The sequence below is a fragment of the Xenorhabdus santafensis genome (assembly GCF_033949405.1).
Lineage (GTDB): Bacteria > Pseudomonadota > Gammaproteobacteria > Enterobacterales > Enterobacteriaceae > Xenorhabdus > Xenorhabdus santafensis.
Genome location: NZ_VCDN01000065.1, coordinates 1 through 17,653 on the forward strand (window position 1 = coordinate 1; position 17,653 = coordinate 17,653).

Sequence of the window (17,653 nt, forward strand, 5' to 3'; positions counted from 1 at the left end):
CTTCTTACCTTACCTGACGGCAGGTTGATAACCAGCCAATCTCTCTCTTTTGCCAATGGTATCCGATCCAAGGTAATAGTATATCGCCTCGACATCTCCTGAATACGCCCACTCCTTCCTGCCCCTGACAGTAAATTATCCGATACACAAATAAGGTAGCCCGGCAAGGGAATGCTCCCCTCCAGTCCAACAGTGAAGTTGACTGTTCGGTCAAATTCATTGGTGTGCAACACCCATTTGCCACGCCGGATGGCTTCACTTTGGCTGGTACAACCGATGGCGGTGATGTCAGCCTGCCGAATACCGTAGCGGCGTATCAAGCGGTGTTCAAACACGGGTTCAATAGCATCCTGATAGCCGTTCTGTGGATCAGACCAGCTCACCATGGCCGTGGAATAATGGGTTTTCTCACTGCTGCTGGAATAAGTAAATTTGCCGTCACGTACATTGGCACAGGTAAAGAGATAATCCATGTCTCGGGGCATGTCCGCCAGCACGTTCATGTTATTATTAGCCCAGAAAGTCATGCCCCGGAAGATCCCCGCAATGTCACGCAACACAGCCCAAGCGTCTTCCTGTGACTGGATATAAACATTGCAAGTGAAACGTGGCTCTTCACCGCCTTCACCATCCGGTACCATCTGATCACAATATTGAGCGATGCTATACAAATCCCATTTTGCCAGATTCAGATTTTCCGCTTTCATCCGGGTACCTATGCTGAACCGATCATTGATCATCAGGTCATACAACACCCATGCCGGATTATCGCTCCATGCCCATTTGAAGGTGCCATCCCAGTCGCCATAATAAATACGACGACGTCGTTCCAAAGAATAATTACGTGGCACTCGAATGATGCGCATTTTGGGTTCGCAAGTGATTTGTGGGATATTACGAAACTGTTTGGCATCAAACTGAACAAATAACAGAGCCGTTTCTGGGTAGCTTAATTTGACGTCTATGACCTCGGTGATGGCCTCCACCACCATGGTATCTGCGATTCGATTGCTGTTCTGTTTTGGTGTCAACCGTCGAAGGCGCACCTGCCACCCCGAATAGGCCTTAGGTAAATCCACCCGATGGGAACGTTCGTATTTGGTGGTAGTTTTGCCATCCACTGCGGTTTTCAGAATTTCCTCAAAAGCACCGCCATCAATGGCAAGGTCAATAGCATATTCAATACGGTGGCCCACCGTGTCCCCGTTCTCTTTTTGCCTCTGTAATTGGGGCCACGACAGTCGCAGACGCACCGCCGACAGCTGAGTATCGGTCACCGTTGTCATCCATGTGTTGATTAATTCAGCGCTGATTGTTCGAGCATTTTCGACCGCTGGCATACCAGGGATGTACGTCTGATGGGGAGTACCGGGGCGAAATTCCCACTTCACTCCTTCAAAATTGGGTCTGCCGCCGGAACCAACCAGCGGCGTGTTATCCAAAAAAATACGACTGCCATCCAGCTCTCCCGCAAACTCCCCTTCACCAAGGGCAAGGATGATTTTGGTATAAGAAGTGGATTGTAAGGAGTCAGGAGCTTCCACGGGAGCGCGCGGTTGCTGACGCCCACCTTTATTACCTTGAATGGGCTGCTTTTCCATATTTTATCCTCAGAACGTTATTGCTGATCTTCCGCGTAAATACCCGCTGAAATGATGGCACCGCCAATACGGCGCCTACCGTAGCCGATGGGGACAGGGTTACCTTGTGCAACGGTATTCACCGGACTACCGAATGCATAGGATGGTTTATTGTCAGGGTCTTCACGTCGGGCCAACCCACCCGGCATTGGCGACAGCATTTGCACCACACCGCCCAACATCATGCCAACACCGGACATGATCATCGGTGCCCCAAACGGGGTAGCCCATAAAAACGCCCCGGCAACTACCATTACAGCACCGAGTATCGTCTGAAAAATTCCCGCTTTTTTGCTGCCAATAATCACCGGCGCAATGCGGATATCGCCTTCACCGGGAAAGGTCAATTCGTCATGTTGAAGATTACGTTTACCGTTGAACACGGCGAAGGTGAATCCACGCTCTTTTGCTGTTAATAGAAAACGTTCAAAACCGTCAATCAAGACAGATAACGCCCGAATCGCTTCCTGTGGGGTAGAAACAGCCAGTTGATGTATCCGCCCGAAGCGAGCACCAAGTACGCCGTATAACCGGATAGTGCGAAGTGTATTCATGCGATAATCTCAATCGAAAGAGAATGGCGTAGCGTAATAATGGTGCGTTCCTGCCAGTAACCATGGTAGGGTTCTCGCTTACTGAGCTGCCCGTACAAATGGTGCAACATTAGCCCGTCCCCCAAATAAACACCGGCATGATTGGGCTCATTAGCCTGTACCTGCATAATGATGACATCTCCTGCCTGTAATTTGCCCCGACACGCTATAAATCCGGCAGCAGTATAGTGTTTCATATACAGGTTTTCGCCCCGAACCCACCAGCTATCGGAGCGTTCAAAATCAGGGAGTTCAATAGCCCGTTCTAACTTGTACCAATCACGTACGATGGCATAACAATCCCAAATACCATGCACGAACGGACGGCCAATTAATGGCTTAATGCCTTCCATTGGCATCAGGGTACGGATATCCCCTTCCGGCCACGAAACAATCACCCAAGGCATTTGTGACAGATCACATTGGGCAATATCCAACTGGCTCGGTTGTGTCGTTGCATCGGGATGGCTGTGAACAATGGCAACAATCGTGCCTTGGTCTTCAGCCGCTAAATAATCTTCAGGATGAATAATGAATTGTTCAGTGGGTGACGATGCGGTATTGCGACAAGGAAGGTAGCTCTGCCGACGGCTCTGTTGAATGACCAGCCCGCAGCATTCATTCGGGTAGACAGCTCGGGCATGTGCCATGATGGCTCTGATAGTATGTTTTCGCAGGATTTTCATGGTCATCGCCTCAGCAGCGCCGAACCGGGGAAACCGCCAAAAGGCAATTGTTCCGTGCCACCAAAGCGTTTTTTGCAATCACTCATTAGCCCTCCACAGCTGTCTTTCGCCGGGTCATCGGTCGGATAGCCGCTTTCATCAAAATAGCGGGTTCCGGTATAGCCACATGGCGATTTTCGGTATTGTCCGCGAATGCACCACGTGCACAGGCTGTGAATTTGCCGTGTCGGGATTTTAATGCCCTGTAAATCGGCGGGAGAAGAGAGGGAAAACTGGATACTTTCATTATCTTCCTGAGTTTTATTGTCGATGTAGAAAACATTGACTTTTTCCTGTGTTGGATCGGCTTGAGGATTTCCGTTGGGGAAATTGCGGGCATCGAGATAATGCGCAAAGGTCATGCGGATCGTGACACGCGCTTGTACCATGTTTTGATAAGCCAAACACAGCGCACTGAGCGTGCCATCCAGATTGGCCACATTAAGAGTCGGTGTCACCGCCCGACCATCACTGGTGACTTCCAGCCCTTCGATGCTGACGGGCCACGGTTTATATTCAACACCCTGCCACCAGAGGGATTTCATCGGCAAATTCCCGGCATTTTCCAGTTCGGCCTCGGTGTAAGCGATAGGGTGATTGTGAAAATACAGCTCTGGCCCACCAAACGCTGAACCGTCAACAGTAAACAATAAGACTTTGCTCCCCGGTTCAAGTTGCTGGAGAGTTGCATTGATTGTCATAGTAAAATCTCTTAGGGGTGATAGATACGAGTGAAAGTCACTGAAAGCGTGAAATAAGCGCCATTGGCTTGAATATTGAATTTTCCTGCCTGATATAGCCCCAGCTCCGATAACGGGTTACGCCATTTGAATGAGCGCCAGCCCTGATGTTCACGTAGAAAAACCATAATCGGTTGTATGTCAGACAGTGCACCGACAAAAGACAACGGCCAGCTTTCGCGTTGCGCGTTGATCCCCTCGCCTGAAGTTTGTTTATAACCATCACCAAACTGGACAGAACGTACAATCGGTTCAAACTCCCCGACCGCACCGATCCTGGCAGGGAAATCAAACGTTTTTATCATTATCGGCCTCCTTTAATCGCCACACTGAGTTCACCGCCTTGATTTAAACTTTTATGCAGCAAAAATTTGAAGCGCTGATCGACGAACTTCGCAATATCCTGCCCGGCAGACTCCATACCACGGGAGGTTTTCGTGTCGTGGGTACCATCGGTATGGATCACAATATGAACCGTATTGAAAGTTTGGTTGCCCGAATTGCTGGTGGCCTGCACACCCAGCTTACCGTCAGTGCCACGTTTTAAGGGCAAGATCGCTTCTGGCCCTGCTTCTCCCATCACCCCGCCGCCTTTAGCAAACTTAAACAAAGTCGGGCTGCTGACAATTTGCCCGCTGTACTGACTTAAATCCGCAGATTGATAAACACCACCTTTCGCATTCATGATCGGGCTCTTCCAGACATCCGGACCCATCGTTGTACCAGAGCCTACCGAAGACAGACCACCTCCCGCTGAGGGTAATGCGCTGGCTCCCATTCCTCCCGTCGTTCCCCCAAAGAAACCGGAGATCGCTTTGGTTATCAGTGACTGCATGGCAATACGCACCAAATCCTGAATGATGGATTGCGCCAGCGATGCCGAGAGCTCCTTCATAGATTCCGAGAATGACTTAGTGCCCATCAGCATCCCGCTCAAGGCATTGCCTGACCGCTGCTCAACCACATCCAGCAAATTCATTTGTATTTTTTGGAAATCGCCCTGTGCGCCGTACAGCTCCTTGGCCGCCGCAAGCTGTGTATCTTTGGAACGCGTACTGGCGGCAGCAACCAGTTGCTCATAACGTTCTTTCTGAATAATCCCATTTTGGTAATAGGCGTCATAAAGTGCCGTCTGTTCGGTTAACTGGTTTTTCAATTGGACTAATGGGTCAACGTCCCCTGCGATATCAAGGCGCGGAGCAGTAATCTGCTTCGCCTGCTCGATCAGTTTTTCTTTGACGGAGGTTTGGTAAATTGCCTTGCTGGCTGACAGGTACTCTTGCTCTGTCAGCAACCGTGCATCATAAATGGCCTTGAGTTCCTGGTTGGCTTCTTTCTCCTGACGGGTAAGCGCTTGTACCGGGGCGTATTTTTCTGCCAGCGCCATGCGCTGTTTTTGGTGGTTTTCAGCATTCAGGGTGGTCAAGCGAAGAATTTCATTCTGGGAAACCACACCGGATTTGCCCACTTCATAGAGTTTTTTCTGGGTTTCCCGCTCGCTTAAAATGATGCGCCCCAAGCTGGTTGCGTGAGTTTGTTCAATCTCCTTGCGCAATTGCAGATACAGATTAAGAGATTGCTTTCCTTGTTTACCTTTATCATCATCGCCCGAACCTCCTCCTGTCCATGGATTGTCATTATTGGATTCTGATTGAGGAGGCTGATTGTATTTACCACTTGATAAAACAGATTCCGCATTTCTGAGGCTTTCTTTTTTTGCTGCAAGATCTTTTGCTATATCTTCCAAGTCTCCTTGGTTTTTACGGCGTTTCTTTTCGTATTCAGCAGGGCTTTCATCAAACCAATCCACAAGAAACCCTAACCCACTACCCTGTATATCCGCCATGTTGGATTGTCGTTTTTGGGAGTACCTTACTGATTCACCATAAAGCCTTTTTTGCTCCTTTTCTAAAACCCGAATATCCTCTTTGATGTCATCCATGCGGATTTCTAGTTTTATTTTTGACAATTGTTGCAACTGTGCAATGGTCTCTACTAGTGATCCTTTTAAGCTATCAACTTTAGCCTTTGCTTCTCTAACGCTATTACTAAAATACAACACGGCAGATCCTGCCAGCATCGCCGCTCCAAGAGGCCCTCCAATCATAGCCCATGCACCACGAGCAAAACCCACGGTGCTGGACAGCGCCTGATAGGAGAAAGAAAGCCGGCGATTAGCCACTTCCAGCGCTTTCGTGGCTTTTTCCCTTTGTTTGAACGCCTCAGTCTCTTGCCTGAATAAGGCATTTTTATCCTTGGCATAATTGACGTAAATTCCGTGCTGGCGATTGGTGCTCTCGAGATATTTAATATGCTTGTGTTGCGCTTCCGTTGAATGAATCGTGGCATTCGCCTGCTCAATAGTGCGCCTTGCGGTTTCTGCCTGCTGTTTGGCGGTATCACGGGTCGCTTTTTCGGTCGCCCGCCATGCATTGACATTTTCCCGTAACCCGGCGGTCATCTTGGTCGCCAAAATGGGCATCAAGGTATACAGGGCAACGTTCGCCACCAGATTAAAGTTTTCTGATAGCGTATTAATGGCACGGGTGGCACTTTGGACGCCCGATCGCAACGGTCCGTCGGCGCTCTGCCCGACTTTGATGGCTATCCCCTCAAAGGCGCTACTCAATACATCCAGATCAGCACTGAGATTCTTGGCTCTGTCCCCGGCTTGTTCATAAGCAACTTGTGTGCCGGTCAGTGATTGCTTTAATTTATCCAGCCTGCCCCGACCGATCATCAACTGAGAGGCCGCACTCACATTCGCTCGCCCGAACAACTTCGCCGCCTCCGCCGTGGACAGCTTTTTGCTTTTGAGATGATCAAGTGCGTCCCCCAACCCGACAACAGACGGCTTGAGTTTTTTATCGGTGGATTTCTCCAGTGCCAGAATCACGTTACGAATGGCGGTACCTGCTTCAGCCCCCTTAATTCCACCGGCCGCCAGTATCTGGATCACCGCATTGAGCTCTTCAAAACTGACCGATGCCTGTGCCGCCATCGTGCCACCGTTCTTGATGGCTTCGGCTGTTTCATTGATTTCTGACGCGCCATATTTCGCCCCGGCGGCTAATACGTTGATGTAGCGATCGGCCTCTGCCGCAGAGACGCCAAATTGGTTCAATGACAGCGCCAGCGCTTTGGTGGCATCGGGCAAATCAATACCGGAGGCCTGCGCCAGAATGACGGCTTTTTCCGTGGATTGCGCCAGAGCCGTGGTGCTTTTCAACAGCTCCGGTTTGGCGGACGCCATGAGTTTCAGGGCACCGGCAATCCGGGCAGCCCCAAACTCGGTGGTTCGCCCCAATTGTTGCGCAGCATAATCCAGTTGCTTTAACTGCGCGCCAGTGGCTCCAGTAATGGCGGACAAGTCAGACAGCGCCTGTCCGTATTTGCGGGTGGTCATCAGGATAGATCCCAGCGAAAAGCCGACACCGGACATGACGGCCAATTGACCGGCGACCGATTTAATCTGCTTGCCCATGGACTGGTAAGCGGACTCCACCTTTTTGGCGTCGTTTTTGGCTTTGCCAGCAAATCGTTCTGACTCTCGTCCTGCGTGACGGTAAGCGTCGGTGATTTGGGTGCGAAACGAGGTGGCATTGACCAGAAGGCCAACAGTTAATGTGGAGAGATTTGCCATGATTTAACCCAAGAGTTTCATGACCGCATCGCACTGCGTCTGCACCATATCACGGGGTGAAGATACGTGTGCAACAGGCGGACAGCCTGATTGTTTACGGTTTTTCAATCGGTAATAAGCCTGCCACTTGTTAAGCGTAGATGCAGGCAGAGACAGGATGCGATAGGGATCGATTTCGCCGAGCTGTTCAGCTAACGTGAAGGCAAAATGCAGCAACGGCGAGTGAATCAGTTTTTTTCGGCGTCCTCCAGTGTGCCGATGGAGTGACGTTTCACGGTCTGAATTGCTTCAATCAGGGTGGCGTTATCGTGGATGGCCATCAACTCTTCTGCGGTGGGCAGGCCAACCTTATCAATGGATTTCCCCTTATCATCCACCAGACAATCCAACACCATTTGGATATTCAGACGAGAAGCTTCGCGTCCGTCTCCAGCATCACTTAACTTTTCCGTTTTTTCTTCCAGTTCCAGTAATTCCAGTGCCGTCATCCGGCGCAGGTTGATTTGCGTACCAAAAAGTTCCACCGCTTTAATTTGCGGACGAGGAGTAAGTAAGGACGCTTTCAGTGCTTTCATTGGTTCATTCCTGTTTTCTTATCTGTAATACCCCAAACGAGGTTGTTTAGTTTGCCTTTGACGGTGATTTGGATCACTTCACTCGCCGGGGCATTAATGTCGTTCATTTCCCAACCGGACAATGCCAGCACCATCGTAGCGGTACGCTTATTCGGCAGAGCAATGTAAAACTGCACGGTTTCGCGCTGCTCGGCGGCATTCAGGAATGCGGTAAAATCAACATTCTCCGGGTCATCAATAAAACCCAATGATTTTTCCGGCCCCTCCGGCATATCGGAAATAAACTGTTTATTGGTATCCATCAACGTGGTGCAGTCAATGAAGCTGCCGGTCAGTCCGGTCGCACCCAGTGCCTTACAGTTAATTAGCGCTTTCATCTGATCCACGGTGTCGCCGGGCTTACCAAATTTGACCACCGTACCCGCAGGTAAAACGGCATATTCAGGGGAGGTTGGCATCGTGTAAGACTCCAATAGAAGTTATTAATGGTAACCGGACAAGGCATCGCGGATTTCCTGTGCAAGCACCTTCATCACGGCGGTTTTGTTGTAGTCCAGCGCTGGGCGAATAAAGGGTTTCGGCACTTGCTTAATCGTGCCCATTTCCTGCGCCAGTGCTTTCATACGATGGGGTTGGGTGGGGCCAACGCTGATCATCACCCCACCCTTGTATTTCTTCGATTTTGTTGAACGAATCCGAATGGCATCCCGCATATGGGGGCCATCACTTTTCCGGTCATAACCCGCGTGGGTGGCCATATCTTCTTTCACAATATTCATTGCGGTCTTCCCGGCCTTGCGCAGGATTTGGGTCTGGAGGTCACTGTCCAACGTTTGCAATTTGCGTCCTAGTTCTGCCCATCCTACCGTTTGTGCTGTGATCATACCGAGTTCTCCGTGTAAGTGATGATAAAGTCCCGGGTGATACGGTAACGCTTGCGATTTTCCGTCAGCTCTTCCGCTTCCTGTTGCAACATCCCGCGTGAAACAGTTTGTACCGGGTAACGACCAAGCCTGCTATGCTGCACGGATTCCCATGCGGAACGGATTTTCGCTTCCAGTCGCAAGGCCTTGGTGTAATCGTTCAGCAACATAATGCTGATTTGGAAACGCGCTTCGATTAATGGCGAGGCCGCCAACCCAATGTTGAATCGGGGATCGCTGATGCGCTGATAGGTCACTCCCTCTAATACCGTAGAAGGCAATATCAGTGGATAAACCGGCAGGTTCGTTAGCCGTTCTAAATCGGCTTTAAGTTCAGGTTCTATCATGGTGCACATACGCCTCCGTGGTGATAACAGCACGGTCGGTGCGGTTGCGGTCCACTATACGAATGGTAAACAGTCGGCCTTGATGTTCAACCAACCAATGAGGTTCAACGTCCTTTCTTGGCCTAACTGTAAATTGTTGCACTTCGATCACTTGCTGCTGATCAGCAGTGCGGATTTTCCGGTTGGACAGGGCTTCCGCTCGTGCCCATGTTTCAGTGACATATTCCCGCCCAATGATTTCAGCACCCAAGTCATCTCGGTTTTTTACAGGGCGAAACAGTTTAATACGATAGCGAAGTGAGCCAGTTTTCATTGGCATTCTCCTATAGCGGAATAAATCGGTAGGGTTCCAGCAACGCTTTGAATCCGGTGGGTAAAGATTGTGCCTCCCGGTTTTCATACCAGTAGCCGACCGCCAGCATAATCGCCAGTGCCACATCATCGGTCGCTAACAGGCCGTCCTGATCCTCCTTCGGCACCGCGTTCTCATACAAGCGACGGTTGAGATAGCTTTCGGCTCGTTTAATGGCGGCACGAGCGTAGGTGTCTAATAAGTTATCTTCGGTGTGGTTATCACTGTCGATACGACATTGCTGCCGGAGCAAATCAAGCGTGGGAAAAGACATGTCATCTCCTGATAATACGGTGATCACGCCTTGCTTTCTGGTGCTTTCAGCAGTTTCACGGCATTGCTGTCCACCAGCAAAGAACCGACCCGTTTGGTAGTGTAGAAGTGAATAAACGGCTTGTGGGTGTACGGATCACGCAGCATGCGCACCCCCATGCGATCTAAGATGGTGTAGCAGCGTTTAAAGTTACCGAACGCCACCGGCACGACACCAACACCCAAATCCGCAAACTGTTCGTTTTCTGCGATACCGTAGCCCAGCAAAGCAGAGGGCTGACCTAATTGCAGACCCGGCTGCCACAGGTAGTTGCCTTGACTGTCTTTTAGAGTGCGTATCTGAAACAGCAGGTTGTTGTTCATCATAAACTTCGCCCCGTTACGATACGGCTTGCGCAGGCTGTAAATCAATTTCAGGATTTCGTCTGCCGTCACCTCGGTCGGCTTTTTCAGCAGTAGGTGTTGCAACGTACCCCATTTACGGTTCTTGTCGTCCTGTGCTTCACTGTCATACGCCAGTAAACCTTTTGGCTTGTTCTTGCCGTCACCGTGGGTAAATGCACTTTCCTCCTGCTCGGCAAACTCCTGTGTCAGTTCAGACGAGATAAAGGCTTCCACATCGAAAAAGGCATCATCCAGCATGGTCTGGGTGGCGGCTGGGTTGCCGTAAATTTCACCCCATGTCGGTTCGATTGGCGCCAGCTTCGATGTTTTGGTTTCCGGACGCTCATCGGTTTCACCGACCCAGCCACTGTTGGTGCCACCCTGATTGATCAATCGCTTGAAGTTGGGGTTACCGACCGACACCACATTACACTCAGTACGCATCACCACTTCGTCTTTCAGGGCATTGATGATATTGCGGTCCAGCTCTTCCGGCACGGCATAACCGCCTTCAGGATCGGTCGTGGTCTGCATCGCTTTTTGCTCCAGTTCTGCCAGCCCGTCTTCGCGCCCCTTGCGGATAAATTGAGCAAATGCGGTTTTATGCTCACTGACTGCCTTGCTACTACCACCTACCGGACGTTTCAACCCAGCCAGTTCTTCTTCCAGCGCGGTTTTCAGGGTATCCAGCTCGCTGAGTTTGCCGTTCAAGTTTTCCACCTGCCCGGCCAGTTTGCCTTTTTCCGCCTCAATCGCCTCAATGCGCTGGTCATTCTTCTGCCGGAACTCGTCAAAACGTTGCTGAATTTCCTGCGCGACTTGCTGGACGTCTTTGATTTCTACAGTCATGAAATAAACTCCGTGTTATTTAAAATTTAAGGATTTCAGTGCATTCAATGCAGACACCGTTTCAGCGTCACGCAGAGACAGTGCCTCATAGCCCTCAGCCATAAATGTCTTTGCCTGAGAGCGCGAGAGTCCAACATCGCGCAGGACGCGTTCAATATGGCTGGGATTAGGAATATCGCCGCGGGCAAAAACCGATTTAACGTTGCTCACTCGAGCCTCATCGTTGGCGGGAAAGGTCACTAAGCTCACTTCCCATAAATCGAGATCCTTGAGTAGAAAAGACGCTTTGGTTCGGTCATATTCCCAATCTTTCAGCACATAACCGATGGACAAGCCGGAGAGTGACCCCGCTTTCATATGGGCGTGTGCCCGTCTTGCCAGCGGATCATCCTCAATCAGCAATCGCCCCTTGAGGTACAGCCCGGTTTCGTCTTCTTTCATTTCGGTATAGATACCAATGGGTTCATCCATCCTGTGCTGCCAAAGCAAGGCAGGTAAGCTGCCTTTTTCTCCCCATTGTTTCAGCGTATTGGCAAACGCACCGGGCAAAACGATATCATCGGTACTGTCTTTCAGTCCGAATACCGAGCCATACCCTTCAAACTCGCCGGAATCACTGACAGATTTAATCTTCAGGGGCATATCAAATCGTTGCTTGGTCATCATCGGCATGGGTTTCTCCCTCTGGCTTCTGAGCATGTTCAGGTTTCGTGGTCATGTTCATCGGCGTAAGATAAATATCACCACCCTCGCGCGGGTTGAGTTCTTCCAGTTCCCGACATTCGTTCGGCGCGTAAATACCCCAGTTAATACCGGTGGCATAGGCTTCAAAACGGGATTTCATATCTCCACGCAATAACGCACCCGTGTTGAATTTGGCGTAGAATCGCCCCTGTTTAGAGGTCTTAACCAATCCGGCATTAATGCGCTGTTCAATCCGGGTGAGGTACGGCACCAGCGAGTAGTTGATAAAGCCGATCCCCAGATTTTCTATATTGTTAAAGGTGGCCCGGTCGGTGTTCTGCACCATGTGCAGCGGCACCCGAAAGATGCGGCAGATTTCCTCAAGCTGAAACTTACGGGTTTCCAGAAACTGCGCATCTTCGGCGGATAAGCTGATTTGCTTCCATTGCAGCCCCATCTCCAAAATCATCGGCTTGTGGGCATTGACCAACCCCTGATGACGAGCTTCAAAATCTGCCTTCAAGCGTTTATACGCCTCGTCTTTCAATGCCTGATCCGTTTGCAGTACGCCACTGGTGACGGCGCCATTACCGAATAATCGTGATCCATGCTCTTCGGTCGCCAGCCCTAACCCGATGGCTTGCCGGGCGTAGGTTATGGGACTTAATCCAGTTAAACCATCCAGAGTAAAAATGCGCACATGCCAGAGTTCCTCCTGTGTTAGTGTCCGACTTTCTCCGCTCGGGAAGATCACCTGATATTCCGGCTGCCAGCCACGGTTCAATTTGGGAACGACGGCACCCGGATCGATCGGCAGTAATTCCACCACTTCCCCCAGTACCTTGACTTTGTAAGCGTAGAAATTCCCCCGCAAGCACAAGCTGGCAATCAGCAACTCCCAGAATTCCTGTGGGGTCATGTAATTATTGGGTTTGATTGACAACAGTTTATGCAGCCGTTCGTTAACGGCACGACGGTTACCTCGTTCTAACTGTTCATACAGCGAACAGGGCAACATACCGACCGATTCCGCCAGTACCCGAACACAACTGAACACGGCGGTGAGCTGCATGGCTAACTGCGGACTGACCCGCCGTCCGCTGTAAGTGTCATAGGAAAGACCAATCAGTTCACTTAAATCACGGGAGGTCATGAGCTCAGCGGATTTGCGAAATAACCCGGGGAAAAACATCAAGCCTCCTTATCGGATTTTTGGCTCAACATGCGTGAAACCAGATACGACCAGCCGAGGCACAACACACCAAGCACTATAAATCCGGCGGCAGGTAACAGCAGCCATGCGCCATAAGACAGTAAAGCACCGCCCGCCAGCCCGATTAGCAGGGCTGCCACAATGAATATTTTCATGAAAAGACCTTAGAGTGAGCGAACACCGTAGGAGAGCAAATGATCTGAAAGACTGGGTTCTTCGTGCAAAATAGCCCGCCCCATCGCCATAATCAGCGCCACCGCGCCATCAATTTTGCTGTCTTTATGCTCTTTGATGGGCCGCACAATGTCATCATTGCCCCCCATCGTTTTCCCGACGACATTGCTGATACACCAAGACATAATCGGATGACCGTCATGGTGGAAACGCCCGGATTGGATGGCGGCCTCCAACTCTTTCATCGGATCACTCATATGAGTGAAATTCTGGGTAATGATGATCGGATTAATTCCCTCATCCGCCAGCGCATGAGATAAACCCGTTGCCCCAAAGGGATCAATCGGGGCTTCATTGACCGGATTCAGATGGCAGGCAAGTTTGGCTTCTTCAAGGATGTAGCGGTAATCCACCTCGGCACCTTCTGTGATGGTCAACAATCCCATTTCCACCCATTTCTGAAAACGTTCTGCACTACGGCGGTTCTCATTTTGCTCCACGCTGTAAACCGTCTCATACGGCACCCAGAAACGCGGGGCAACACTGTAAAAATGGCGCTTGCCATCGATATCACGCGAAAAAAGCCTCGCCATACTATTCATATCCAACTTGCGGGCTAGGTCAAAAGCCAGAAAACAAGGCTGGCCCTCAAATTGCTCCAGTGTCAGTGAGGTATCTTCGCACTGTTTCCAGTTCACCATATTGAAGTAAGCCTCCCGCGCAGACACCCAGATATTCAAGTGCTTGGTTTTAAAGACGCTGGCTAAACGCGGGTTATTCAGAGCGCGTTGTTGCTGACTCAGTAAAAAATCAGCATAAACTGAGATGCCCATATTGGGATTGGCTTTTCGTAATACCGCCGGTGAAGTCCAATCATCCCCCTCATCCACGGTATAGACCACCCCGAACAGCTCCTCGTTGGGTACATTGCCGGACAGCATCTCAACCACTTCGCGCCGCTTGTCATAACACGGGCCTTCAATGTTGTAACCAGCGGTGGTGATCGCCCACATCAGCGGCTGACGCCGTGCCCCCATCCCCGTCAGCATCGTGGTGTACAGGTCGTCGGTATCATGCTCATGGTATTCGTCCACAATCGCGCAACTGGGGGACTGCCCGTCACCGGGGTTACCAATCAGCGGCTCGAAACGTGCCCCATCCGCCGGGCGATTCAGATTGGCAGCATTGACTTCAATCCCGAATGCCTCCACCAACATTGAAGTACGCTTGCACATCAATCGCGCTGGCCGGAACACCTCCCACGCCTGTTTCTCGGTCGTGGCACCGGAATAGACTTCCGCCCCAAACTCGTCATCACAAGTAAAACAATAGAGTGCCACACCCGCCGAAATCGCCGACTTGCCATTTTTACGGGGAATTTCGGTGTACACCTCGCGAAAGCGGCGTAACCGGCTGCCTTTATGTATCCAGCCAAAGACCGAACAGACAATAAACAGTTGCCACGGTTCCAGCGTGATCGGCATCCGCTTAAACGCCCATTCACCTTTGGTGTGCGGTAGTAGCTGGATAAATTTCGCGGCACGTTCTGCTAGATCCTTATCAAACCGGTAGTTGAACTGGTTATTCTTTTCCTGATGCAGATTATCCAGATGCCGCTGACAGGCTTCCCTGACATAACGACCGACTTCAATTTTGCCGCGCACGACATCACGAACATATTGGTTCGCCGCATTGACATTCGGATAGGATTTACGGCTCATGATGAAATCATCCTCATAAACGGATTGTCCGTTTTGGCCTGACCTGCCGCCCCAATCAGGCGCTGACGACTGCTCGGATCTAATCCCAACATTGAGCCGGTGGTATCCATTTCAGACTGCTGCTCTTTTTTGGCCGTCAGCTCCGGGTTTTTAATTGGCCCACCCGTTGCACCGGTGACCGTATTCCCTTGCCGGGCGATATTTATTACAGCATTTCGCCAGAACTGGTAAGCCACACACCAGCGTTCCAATGCTGCGAGATCCGTGACGCAAAGTAACCCTTGCGTACATAATTCTTTGCTGGTCAGCTCCCACATCACCACGGCCAGCGACATGTCATTGTCGGCAAACCAGTCTGGAGGTGAAACACTCGCCAGTGGCGTAAAGCTCGGTTCATCCCGGTTCAATTTGCGCTTGCCCGGGTTGCCCGCCAGTTCCTTGCGTGCCGTTGGCTTGGGGCGACGACCTGATTTCCTCGCGGTTCCCGCCATACACAACACCTCCCGTGATTCAAAAACAGTAAAAGAGGGGGTAAAAAGGTATCGGATTTAAATTTCATTTTTCGCGGAGATAAAAAAAGCCCCAAGGTGGCAGTCCCTTGGGGCAAGAGTGGCAGAGATTTGACCCGCCCCTCCCCTATCTTGTTCGCAACCGTAATCGCTCCGTGGCGGTTTTGCGTCGATGGCAAGGCCAACACAACAATTCCAGATTCGATATCGCATCCGTTCCGCCATGGGCTTTCGGTGTGATGTGGTCTACAGTGGTGCCTGTGACGGAACGGCTCTCCCGTAAACATTGCTGGCATAAGTTTTTGTCACGTTGTTTCACTGTTGTCCGTAGCTTATCCCATTGGCTGCCATAGCCGCGTTCATGTCGGCTTTTGCCTTGCTGGTGAGATTGCCAGCCTGTGTGCTGGTGGTCAGTACAGTAGCCACTGCGGTTAATGGTGGTCTTGGGGCAACCTTGCATGCGGCAGGCTCTGGGGATGCGGGGTGGCATGTTTTGCCCTCCATAGATTTACTTCATAGCTATCACGATTCCCTGAATCAGGATGGCATTACAGTCCGTCTCTCCTGCTGTCACACCGCTTTGTCTGCCTACGGCGGATGTTGCTAATTATGATCCGTCCTACACGGCGGCATGAGTTATTGCTTTAACCACTCAAGGGAATGGGTAAAGAAATATTGTGTTTGGTTTCAATAGGTAACAAATAGTTAAGGTTTATTCGTTTGTTTTGTGGTGGAAATGGGGGTAGAGATTATAGTTAATCTGTTATTTTTTGGAGATGGTTATGGTGTTTACTGGTCGTCTCTCATTGAGAGACTATTTCGAGTTTTTAGTTAGAAAAGGCCTTTTAAAGGAGCATAAAATACCACCTCCTTCTTCTTTTCCGTTACCTAACAGTATCAGTATTCCTTCAAATCTCAATTTTATAACCTCATTATGCGTCAGTTGGTTCAATATAGAGGACTTGTTATACGTAGATCCCAACACAGGAGAAAGGGAAGATGTAAATCGAGCCATTAGTAGTGACCATAACACTCGAACTAAAAGTTCAGTCATTTTTAGGTTAATATCACTTGGTTTTGAAAGCTATATTCCTGGCATAGGTTACAAATCGCACACATCTCAGCAACCAAATCGTTACAACGATGATTATGTAGAACTTCATTGCTCATACTTAGCAAGAGTTGGGTATCATGAATATAGATTACCACCTCATGAGCGCAGCATTACGATAGAAATCTACAGAACGAATATGCTTGCAAACCTTATCTACCACACAAATAATGTTAGTCTTCGTGTTGATAAAAATAGGATTATTAATTTTTAACATGAACATTCATTTCAGCCCTTGGTCTTGGAGGCTGCTGACACCACCCTAGAATTATTTGCTCTGGGGGGAAATATCCACTCTCTGATTCCAAGTATCTTCTGCTTCTTTGGCTGTCAGATAACCAAATGTACACATGTCACACGAGTAATTTGAGCAGTGGATTGAATACCCTTCCATATCGCCATCTGGGTAGTGATGAGCTTCGCTTCCACAAAATGGACACGGCTTGAGTTCATTTGCCATTATTATCTTTCCTCACACTCTGCCTTCACATAATCCTGCAAATACTTCAGTTTTGCTCGGTCGTTGATGATGCCTTCTCGGATATCGAGAACAGTTGATCCAGTTTCTCCAGTGAGTTCGACGGTGGTTGCATTGACCACGCTGCTGGAGGGAGTGGTTTCAGGCACGGGGCAATTGGCCTTGATGCGCAACTTGCGACGACCAGCGGCAACATCAGCCCGAAGAGTGTCGATTTCAGTCTTGGCATTGGCGAGTTCCTGAGTGTGTTTGCTATCCAGTTCATGTAGCATTTCAATATGCGAGTTCTGGTAATTAATGGTATCGGTCAGTTGCTGGATTTCAGTTATCTGGTCGTTATTGATGCCAAGCTGCTTTTTATATCCAGAGCGGTATAGGAAAGCTGCTGCTGAGGCAATCATCAACGCAATAATCGTACCCTTGGTGACATTGAGCTTCATGATAAAAACATCTGGCGTTCAGATGCCCTGCGATTATCCAATCCACGCATAACCTTACCTGCTGCTTTATTCCATCGGGAAAGCTCTGCCGCTGCGCCTGTGTAGTCACCTTGATTGAGTTTCTTCAATAACGTAGAACTGGAGAAGTTACCGCTGCCACAATTGAATATAAATGAGCACAGGGCATCGAACTGACCTTGATTCAAAGGAACTGTAACCCATTGTCTTAATGTGGCGTAAATAGGTTGGAGATCATCTTGTAAGAATGCTTCAGCCTGC

General features: G+C 49.9%; 23 protein-coding genes. All 23 read right to left on the reverse strand.

Features of this window, described 5'->3' with window-relative positions:
• Positions 1 to 1,601 (reverse strand): TipJ family phage tail tip protein (locus FE392_RS15740; RefSeq protein WP_319931160.1); only part of this gene is annotated, 1,601 nt, incomplete at its 3' end.
• Between the two features lie 17 nt (positions 1,602 to 1,618).
• A complete protein-coding gene (locus FE392_RS15745; protein WP_319931161.1) occupies positions 1,619 to 2,194 on the reverse strand; it encodes a tail assembly protein in 576 nt (191 codons plus the stop codon).
• On the reverse strand, positions 2,191 to 2,919 hold the full coding sequence (locus FE392_RS15750) for a C40 family peptidase (protein WP_319931162.1): 729 nt from the start codon (positions 2,917 to 2,919) through the stop codon (positions 2,191 to 2,193). Before FE392_RS15750 ends, FE392_RS15745 begins: the two co-directional genes overlap by 4 nt.
• Positions 2,920 to 2,921: 2 nt before the next feature.
• Positions 2,922 to 3,659 (reverse strand): phage minor tail protein L, encoded by a 738-nt coding sequence (locus FE392_RS15755; protein WP_319931163.1) that lies wholly within the window; start codon positions 3,657 to 3,659, stop codon positions 2,922 to 2,924.
• Positions 3,660 to 3,670: 11 nt separating this feature from the next.
• Positions 3,671 to 4,003, reverse strand: a complete 333-nt coding sequence (locus FE392_RS15760; RefSeq protein WP_319931164.1) for a phage tail protein — start codon at positions 4,001 to 4,003, stop codon at positions 3,671 to 3,673.
• A complete protein-coding gene (locus FE392_RS15765) occupies positions 4,003 to 7,341 on the reverse strand; it encodes a phage tail tape measure protein (RefSeq protein ID WP_319931165.1) in 3,339 nt (1,112 codons plus the stop codon). Before FE392_RS15765 ends, FE392_RS15760 begins: the two co-directional genes overlap by 1 nt.
• A 3-nt stretch (positions 7,342 to 7,344) precedes the next feature.
• Entirely contained in the window at positions 7,345 to 7,557 is a 213-nt protein-coding gene (locus tag FE392_RS15770; protein ID WP_319931166.1) for a tail assembly chaperone, read from the reverse strand.
• Between the two features lie 11 nt (positions 7,558 to 7,568).
• The gene (locus FE392_RS15775) at positions 7,569 to 7,916 is read right to left on the reverse strand and encodes a phage tail protein (protein WP_319931167.1); all 348 of its coding nucleotides are present in this window, start codon (positions 7,914 to 7,916) and stop codon (positions 7,569 to 7,571) included.
• Positions 7,913 to 8,374 (reverse strand): phage tail protein, encoded by a 462-nt coding sequence (locus FE392_RS15780; RefSeq protein ID WP_319931168.1) that lies wholly within the window; start codon positions 8,372 to 8,374, stop codon positions 7,913 to 7,915. Before FE392_RS15780 ends, FE392_RS15775 begins: the two co-directional genes overlap by 4 nt.
• A 24-nt stretch (positions 8,375 to 8,398) precedes the next feature.
• Positions 8,399 to 8,800, reverse strand: a complete 402-nt coding sequence (locus FE392_RS15785) for an HK97-gp10 family putative phage morphogenesis protein (protein ID WP_319931169.1) — start codon at positions 8,798 to 8,800, stop codon at positions 8,399 to 8,401.
• A complete protein-coding gene (locus FE392_RS15790; RefSeq protein WP_319931170.1) occupies positions 8,797 to 9,186 on the reverse strand; it encodes a hypothetical protein in 390 nt (129 codons plus the stop codon). The genes FE392_RS15785 and FE392_RS15790 overlap by 4 nt, the downstream gene beginning before the upstream one ends.
• On the reverse strand, positions 9,173 to 9,499 hold the full coding sequence (locus FE392_RS15795; protein ID WP_319931171.1) for a phage head closure protein: 327 nt from the start codon (positions 9,497 to 9,499) through the stop codon (positions 9,173 to 9,175). Before FE392_RS15795 ends, FE392_RS15790 begins: the two co-directional genes overlap by 14 nt.
• A gap of 10 nt (positions 9,500 to 9,509) precedes the next feature.
• Positions 9,510 to 9,812 (reverse strand): head-tail connector protein, encoded by a 303-nt coding sequence (locus FE392_RS15800; RefSeq protein WP_319931172.1) that lies wholly within the window; start codon positions 9,810 to 9,812, stop codon positions 9,510 to 9,512.
• A 23-nt stretch (positions 9,813 to 9,835) separates the two neighbouring features.
• On the reverse strand, positions 9,836 to 11,044 hold the full coding sequence (locus tag FE392_RS15805; protein WP_319931173.1) for a phage major capsid protein: 1,209 nt from the start codon (positions 11,042 to 11,044) through the stop codon (positions 9,836 to 9,838).
• A gap of 15 nt (positions 11,045 to 11,059) precedes the next feature.
• On the reverse strand, positions 11,060 to 11,710 hold the full coding sequence (locus FE392_RS15810) for an HK97 family phage prohead protease (protein ID WP_319931182.1): 651 nt from the start codon (positions 11,708 to 11,710) through the stop codon (positions 11,060 to 11,062).
• On the reverse strand, positions 11,688 to 12,920 hold the full coding sequence (locus FE392_RS15815) for a phage portal protein (RefSeq protein ID WP_319931174.1): 1,233 nt from the start codon (positions 12,918 to 12,920) through the stop codon (positions 11,688 to 11,690). Before FE392_RS15815 ends, FE392_RS15810 begins: the two co-directional genes overlap by 23 nt.
• A complete protein-coding gene (locus FE392_RS15820) occupies positions 12,920 to 13,096 on the reverse strand; it encodes a hypothetical protein (protein ID WP_319931175.1) in 177 nt (58 codons plus the stop codon). The genes FE392_RS15815 and FE392_RS15820 overlap by 1 nt, the downstream gene beginning before the upstream one ends.
• Positions 13,097 to 13,105: 9 nt before the next feature.
• The gene (locus FE392_RS15825) at positions 13,106 to 14,836 is read right to left on the reverse strand and encodes a terminase large subunit (protein WP_319931176.1); all 1,731 of its coding nucleotides are present in this window, start codon (positions 14,834 to 14,836) and stop codon (positions 13,106 to 13,108) included.
• The gene (locus tag FE392_RS15830) at positions 14,833 to 15,327 is read right to left on the reverse strand and encodes a phage terminase small subunit P27 family (RefSeq protein WP_319931177.1); all 495 of its coding nucleotides are present in this window, start codon (positions 15,325 to 15,327) and stop codon (positions 14,833 to 14,835) included. The genes FE392_RS15825 and FE392_RS15830 overlap by 4 nt, the downstream gene beginning before the upstream one ends.
• A gap of 145 nt (positions 15,328 to 15,472) precedes the next feature.
• Entirely contained in the window at positions 15,473 to 15,835 is a 363-nt protein-coding gene (locus tag FE392_RS15835) for an HNH endonuclease (RefSeq protein ID WP_319931178.1), read from the reverse strand.
• An 889-nt stretch (positions 15,836 to 16,724) separates the two neighbouring features.
• Positions 16,725 to 16,916 (reverse strand): Lar family restriction alleviation protein, encoded by a 192-nt coding sequence (locus FE392_RS15840; RefSeq protein ID WP_319931179.1) that lies wholly within the window; start codon positions 16,914 to 16,916, stop codon positions 16,725 to 16,727.
• A gap of 2 nt (positions 16,917 to 16,918) precedes the next feature.
• On the reverse strand, positions 16,919 to 17,374 hold the full coding sequence (locus FE392_RS15845; RefSeq protein WP_319931180.1) for a lysis protein: 456 nt from the start codon (positions 17,372 to 17,374) through the stop codon (positions 16,919 to 16,921).
• A partial coding sequence (locus tag FE392_RS15850; protein WP_319931181.1) for a lysozyme occupies positions 17,371 to 17,653 on the reverse strand: 283 nt, incomplete at its 5' end. The genes FE392_RS15845 and FE392_RS15850, both read right to left, overlap by 4 nt.

What these genes read in the sequence shown, in the direction of transcription:
- FE392_RS15820 (WP_319931175.1), bottom strand. Translation starts at nt 13,096, where the DNA reads ATGAAAATATTCATTGTGGCAGCCCTGCTAATCGGGCTGGCGGGCGGT.
- FE392_RS15755 (WP_319931163.1), bottom strand. Translation starts at nt 3,659, where the DNA reads ATGACAATCAATGCAACTCTCCAGCAACTTGAACCGGGGAGCAAAGTC.
- FE392_RS15845 (WP_319931180.1), bottom strand. Translation starts at nt 17,374, where the DNA reads ATGAAGCTCAATGTCACCAAGGGTACGATTATTGCGTTGATGATTGCC.
- FE392_RS15830 (WP_319931177.1), bottom strand. Translation starts at nt 15,327, where the DNA reads ATGGCGGGAACCGCGAGGAAATCAGGTCGTCGCCCCAAGCCAACGGCA.
- FE392_RS15760 (WP_319931164.1), bottom strand. Translation starts at nt 4,003, where the DNA reads ATGATAAAAACGTTTGATTTCCCTGCCAGGATCGGTGCGGTCGGGGAG.
- FE392_RS15775 (WP_319931167.1), bottom strand. Translation starts at nt 7,916, where the DNA reads ATGAAAGCACTGAAAGCGTCCTTACTTACTCCTCGTCCGCAAATTAAA.
- FE392_RS15800 (WP_319931172.1), bottom strand. Translation starts at nt 9,812, where the DNA reads ATGTCTTTTCCCACGCTTGATTTGCTCCGGCAGCAATGTCGTATCGAC.
- FE392_RS15810 (WP_319931182.1), bottom strand. Translation starts at nt 11,710, where the DNA reads ATGATGACCAAGCAACGATTTGATATGCCCCTGAAGATTAAATCTGTC.
- FE392_RS15785 (WP_319931169.1), bottom strand. Translation starts at nt 8,800, where the DNA reads ATGATCACAGCACAAACGGTAGGATGGGCAGAACTAGGACGCAAATTG.
- FE392_RS15745 (WP_319931161.1), bottom strand. Translation starts at nt 2,194, where the DNA reads ATGAATACACTTCGCACTATCCGGTTATACGGCGTACTTGGTGCTCGC.
- FE392_RS15780 (WP_319931168.1), bottom strand. Translation starts at nt 8,374, where the DNA reads ATGCCAACCTCCCCTGAATATGCCGTTTTACCTGCGGGTACGGTGGTC.
- FE392_RS15835 (WP_319931178.1), bottom strand. Translation starts at nt 15,835, where the DNA reads ATGCCACCCCGCATCCCCAGAGCCTGCCGCATGCAAGGTTGCCCCAAG.
- FE392_RS15805 (WP_319931173.1), bottom strand. Translation starts at nt 11,044, where the DNA reads ATGACTGTAGAAATCAAAGACGTCCAGCAAGTCGCGCAGGAAATTCAG.
- FE392_RS15795 (WP_319931171.1), bottom strand. Translation starts at nt 9,499, where the DNA reads ATGAAAACTGGCTCACTTCGCTATCGTATTAAACTGTTTCGCCCTGTA.
- FE392_RS15815 (WP_319931174.1), bottom strand. Translation starts at nt 12,920, where the DNA reads ATGTTTTTCCCCGGGTTATTTCGCAAATCCGCTGAGCTCATGACCTCC.
- FE392_RS15825 (WP_319931176.1), bottom strand. Translation starts at nt 14,836, where the DNA reads ATGAGCCGTAAATCCTATCCGAATGTCAATGCGGCGAACCAATATGTT.
- FE392_RS15840 (WP_319931179.1), bottom strand. Translation starts at nt 16,916, where the DNA reads ATGGCAAATGAACTCAAGCCGTGTCCATTTTGTGGAAGCGAAGCTCAT.
- FE392_RS15750 (WP_319931162.1), bottom strand. Translation starts at nt 2,919, where the DNA reads ATGAAAATCCTGCGAAAACATACTATCAGAGCCATCATGGCACATGCC.
- FE392_RS15790 (WP_319931170.1), bottom strand. Translation starts at nt 9,186, where the DNA reads ATGATAGAACCTGAACTTAAAGCCGATTTAGAACGGCTAACGAACCTG.
- FE392_RS15765 (WP_319931165.1), bottom strand. Translation starts at nt 7,341, where the DNA reads ATGGCAAATCTCTCCACATTAACTGTTGGCCTTCTGGTCAATGCCACC.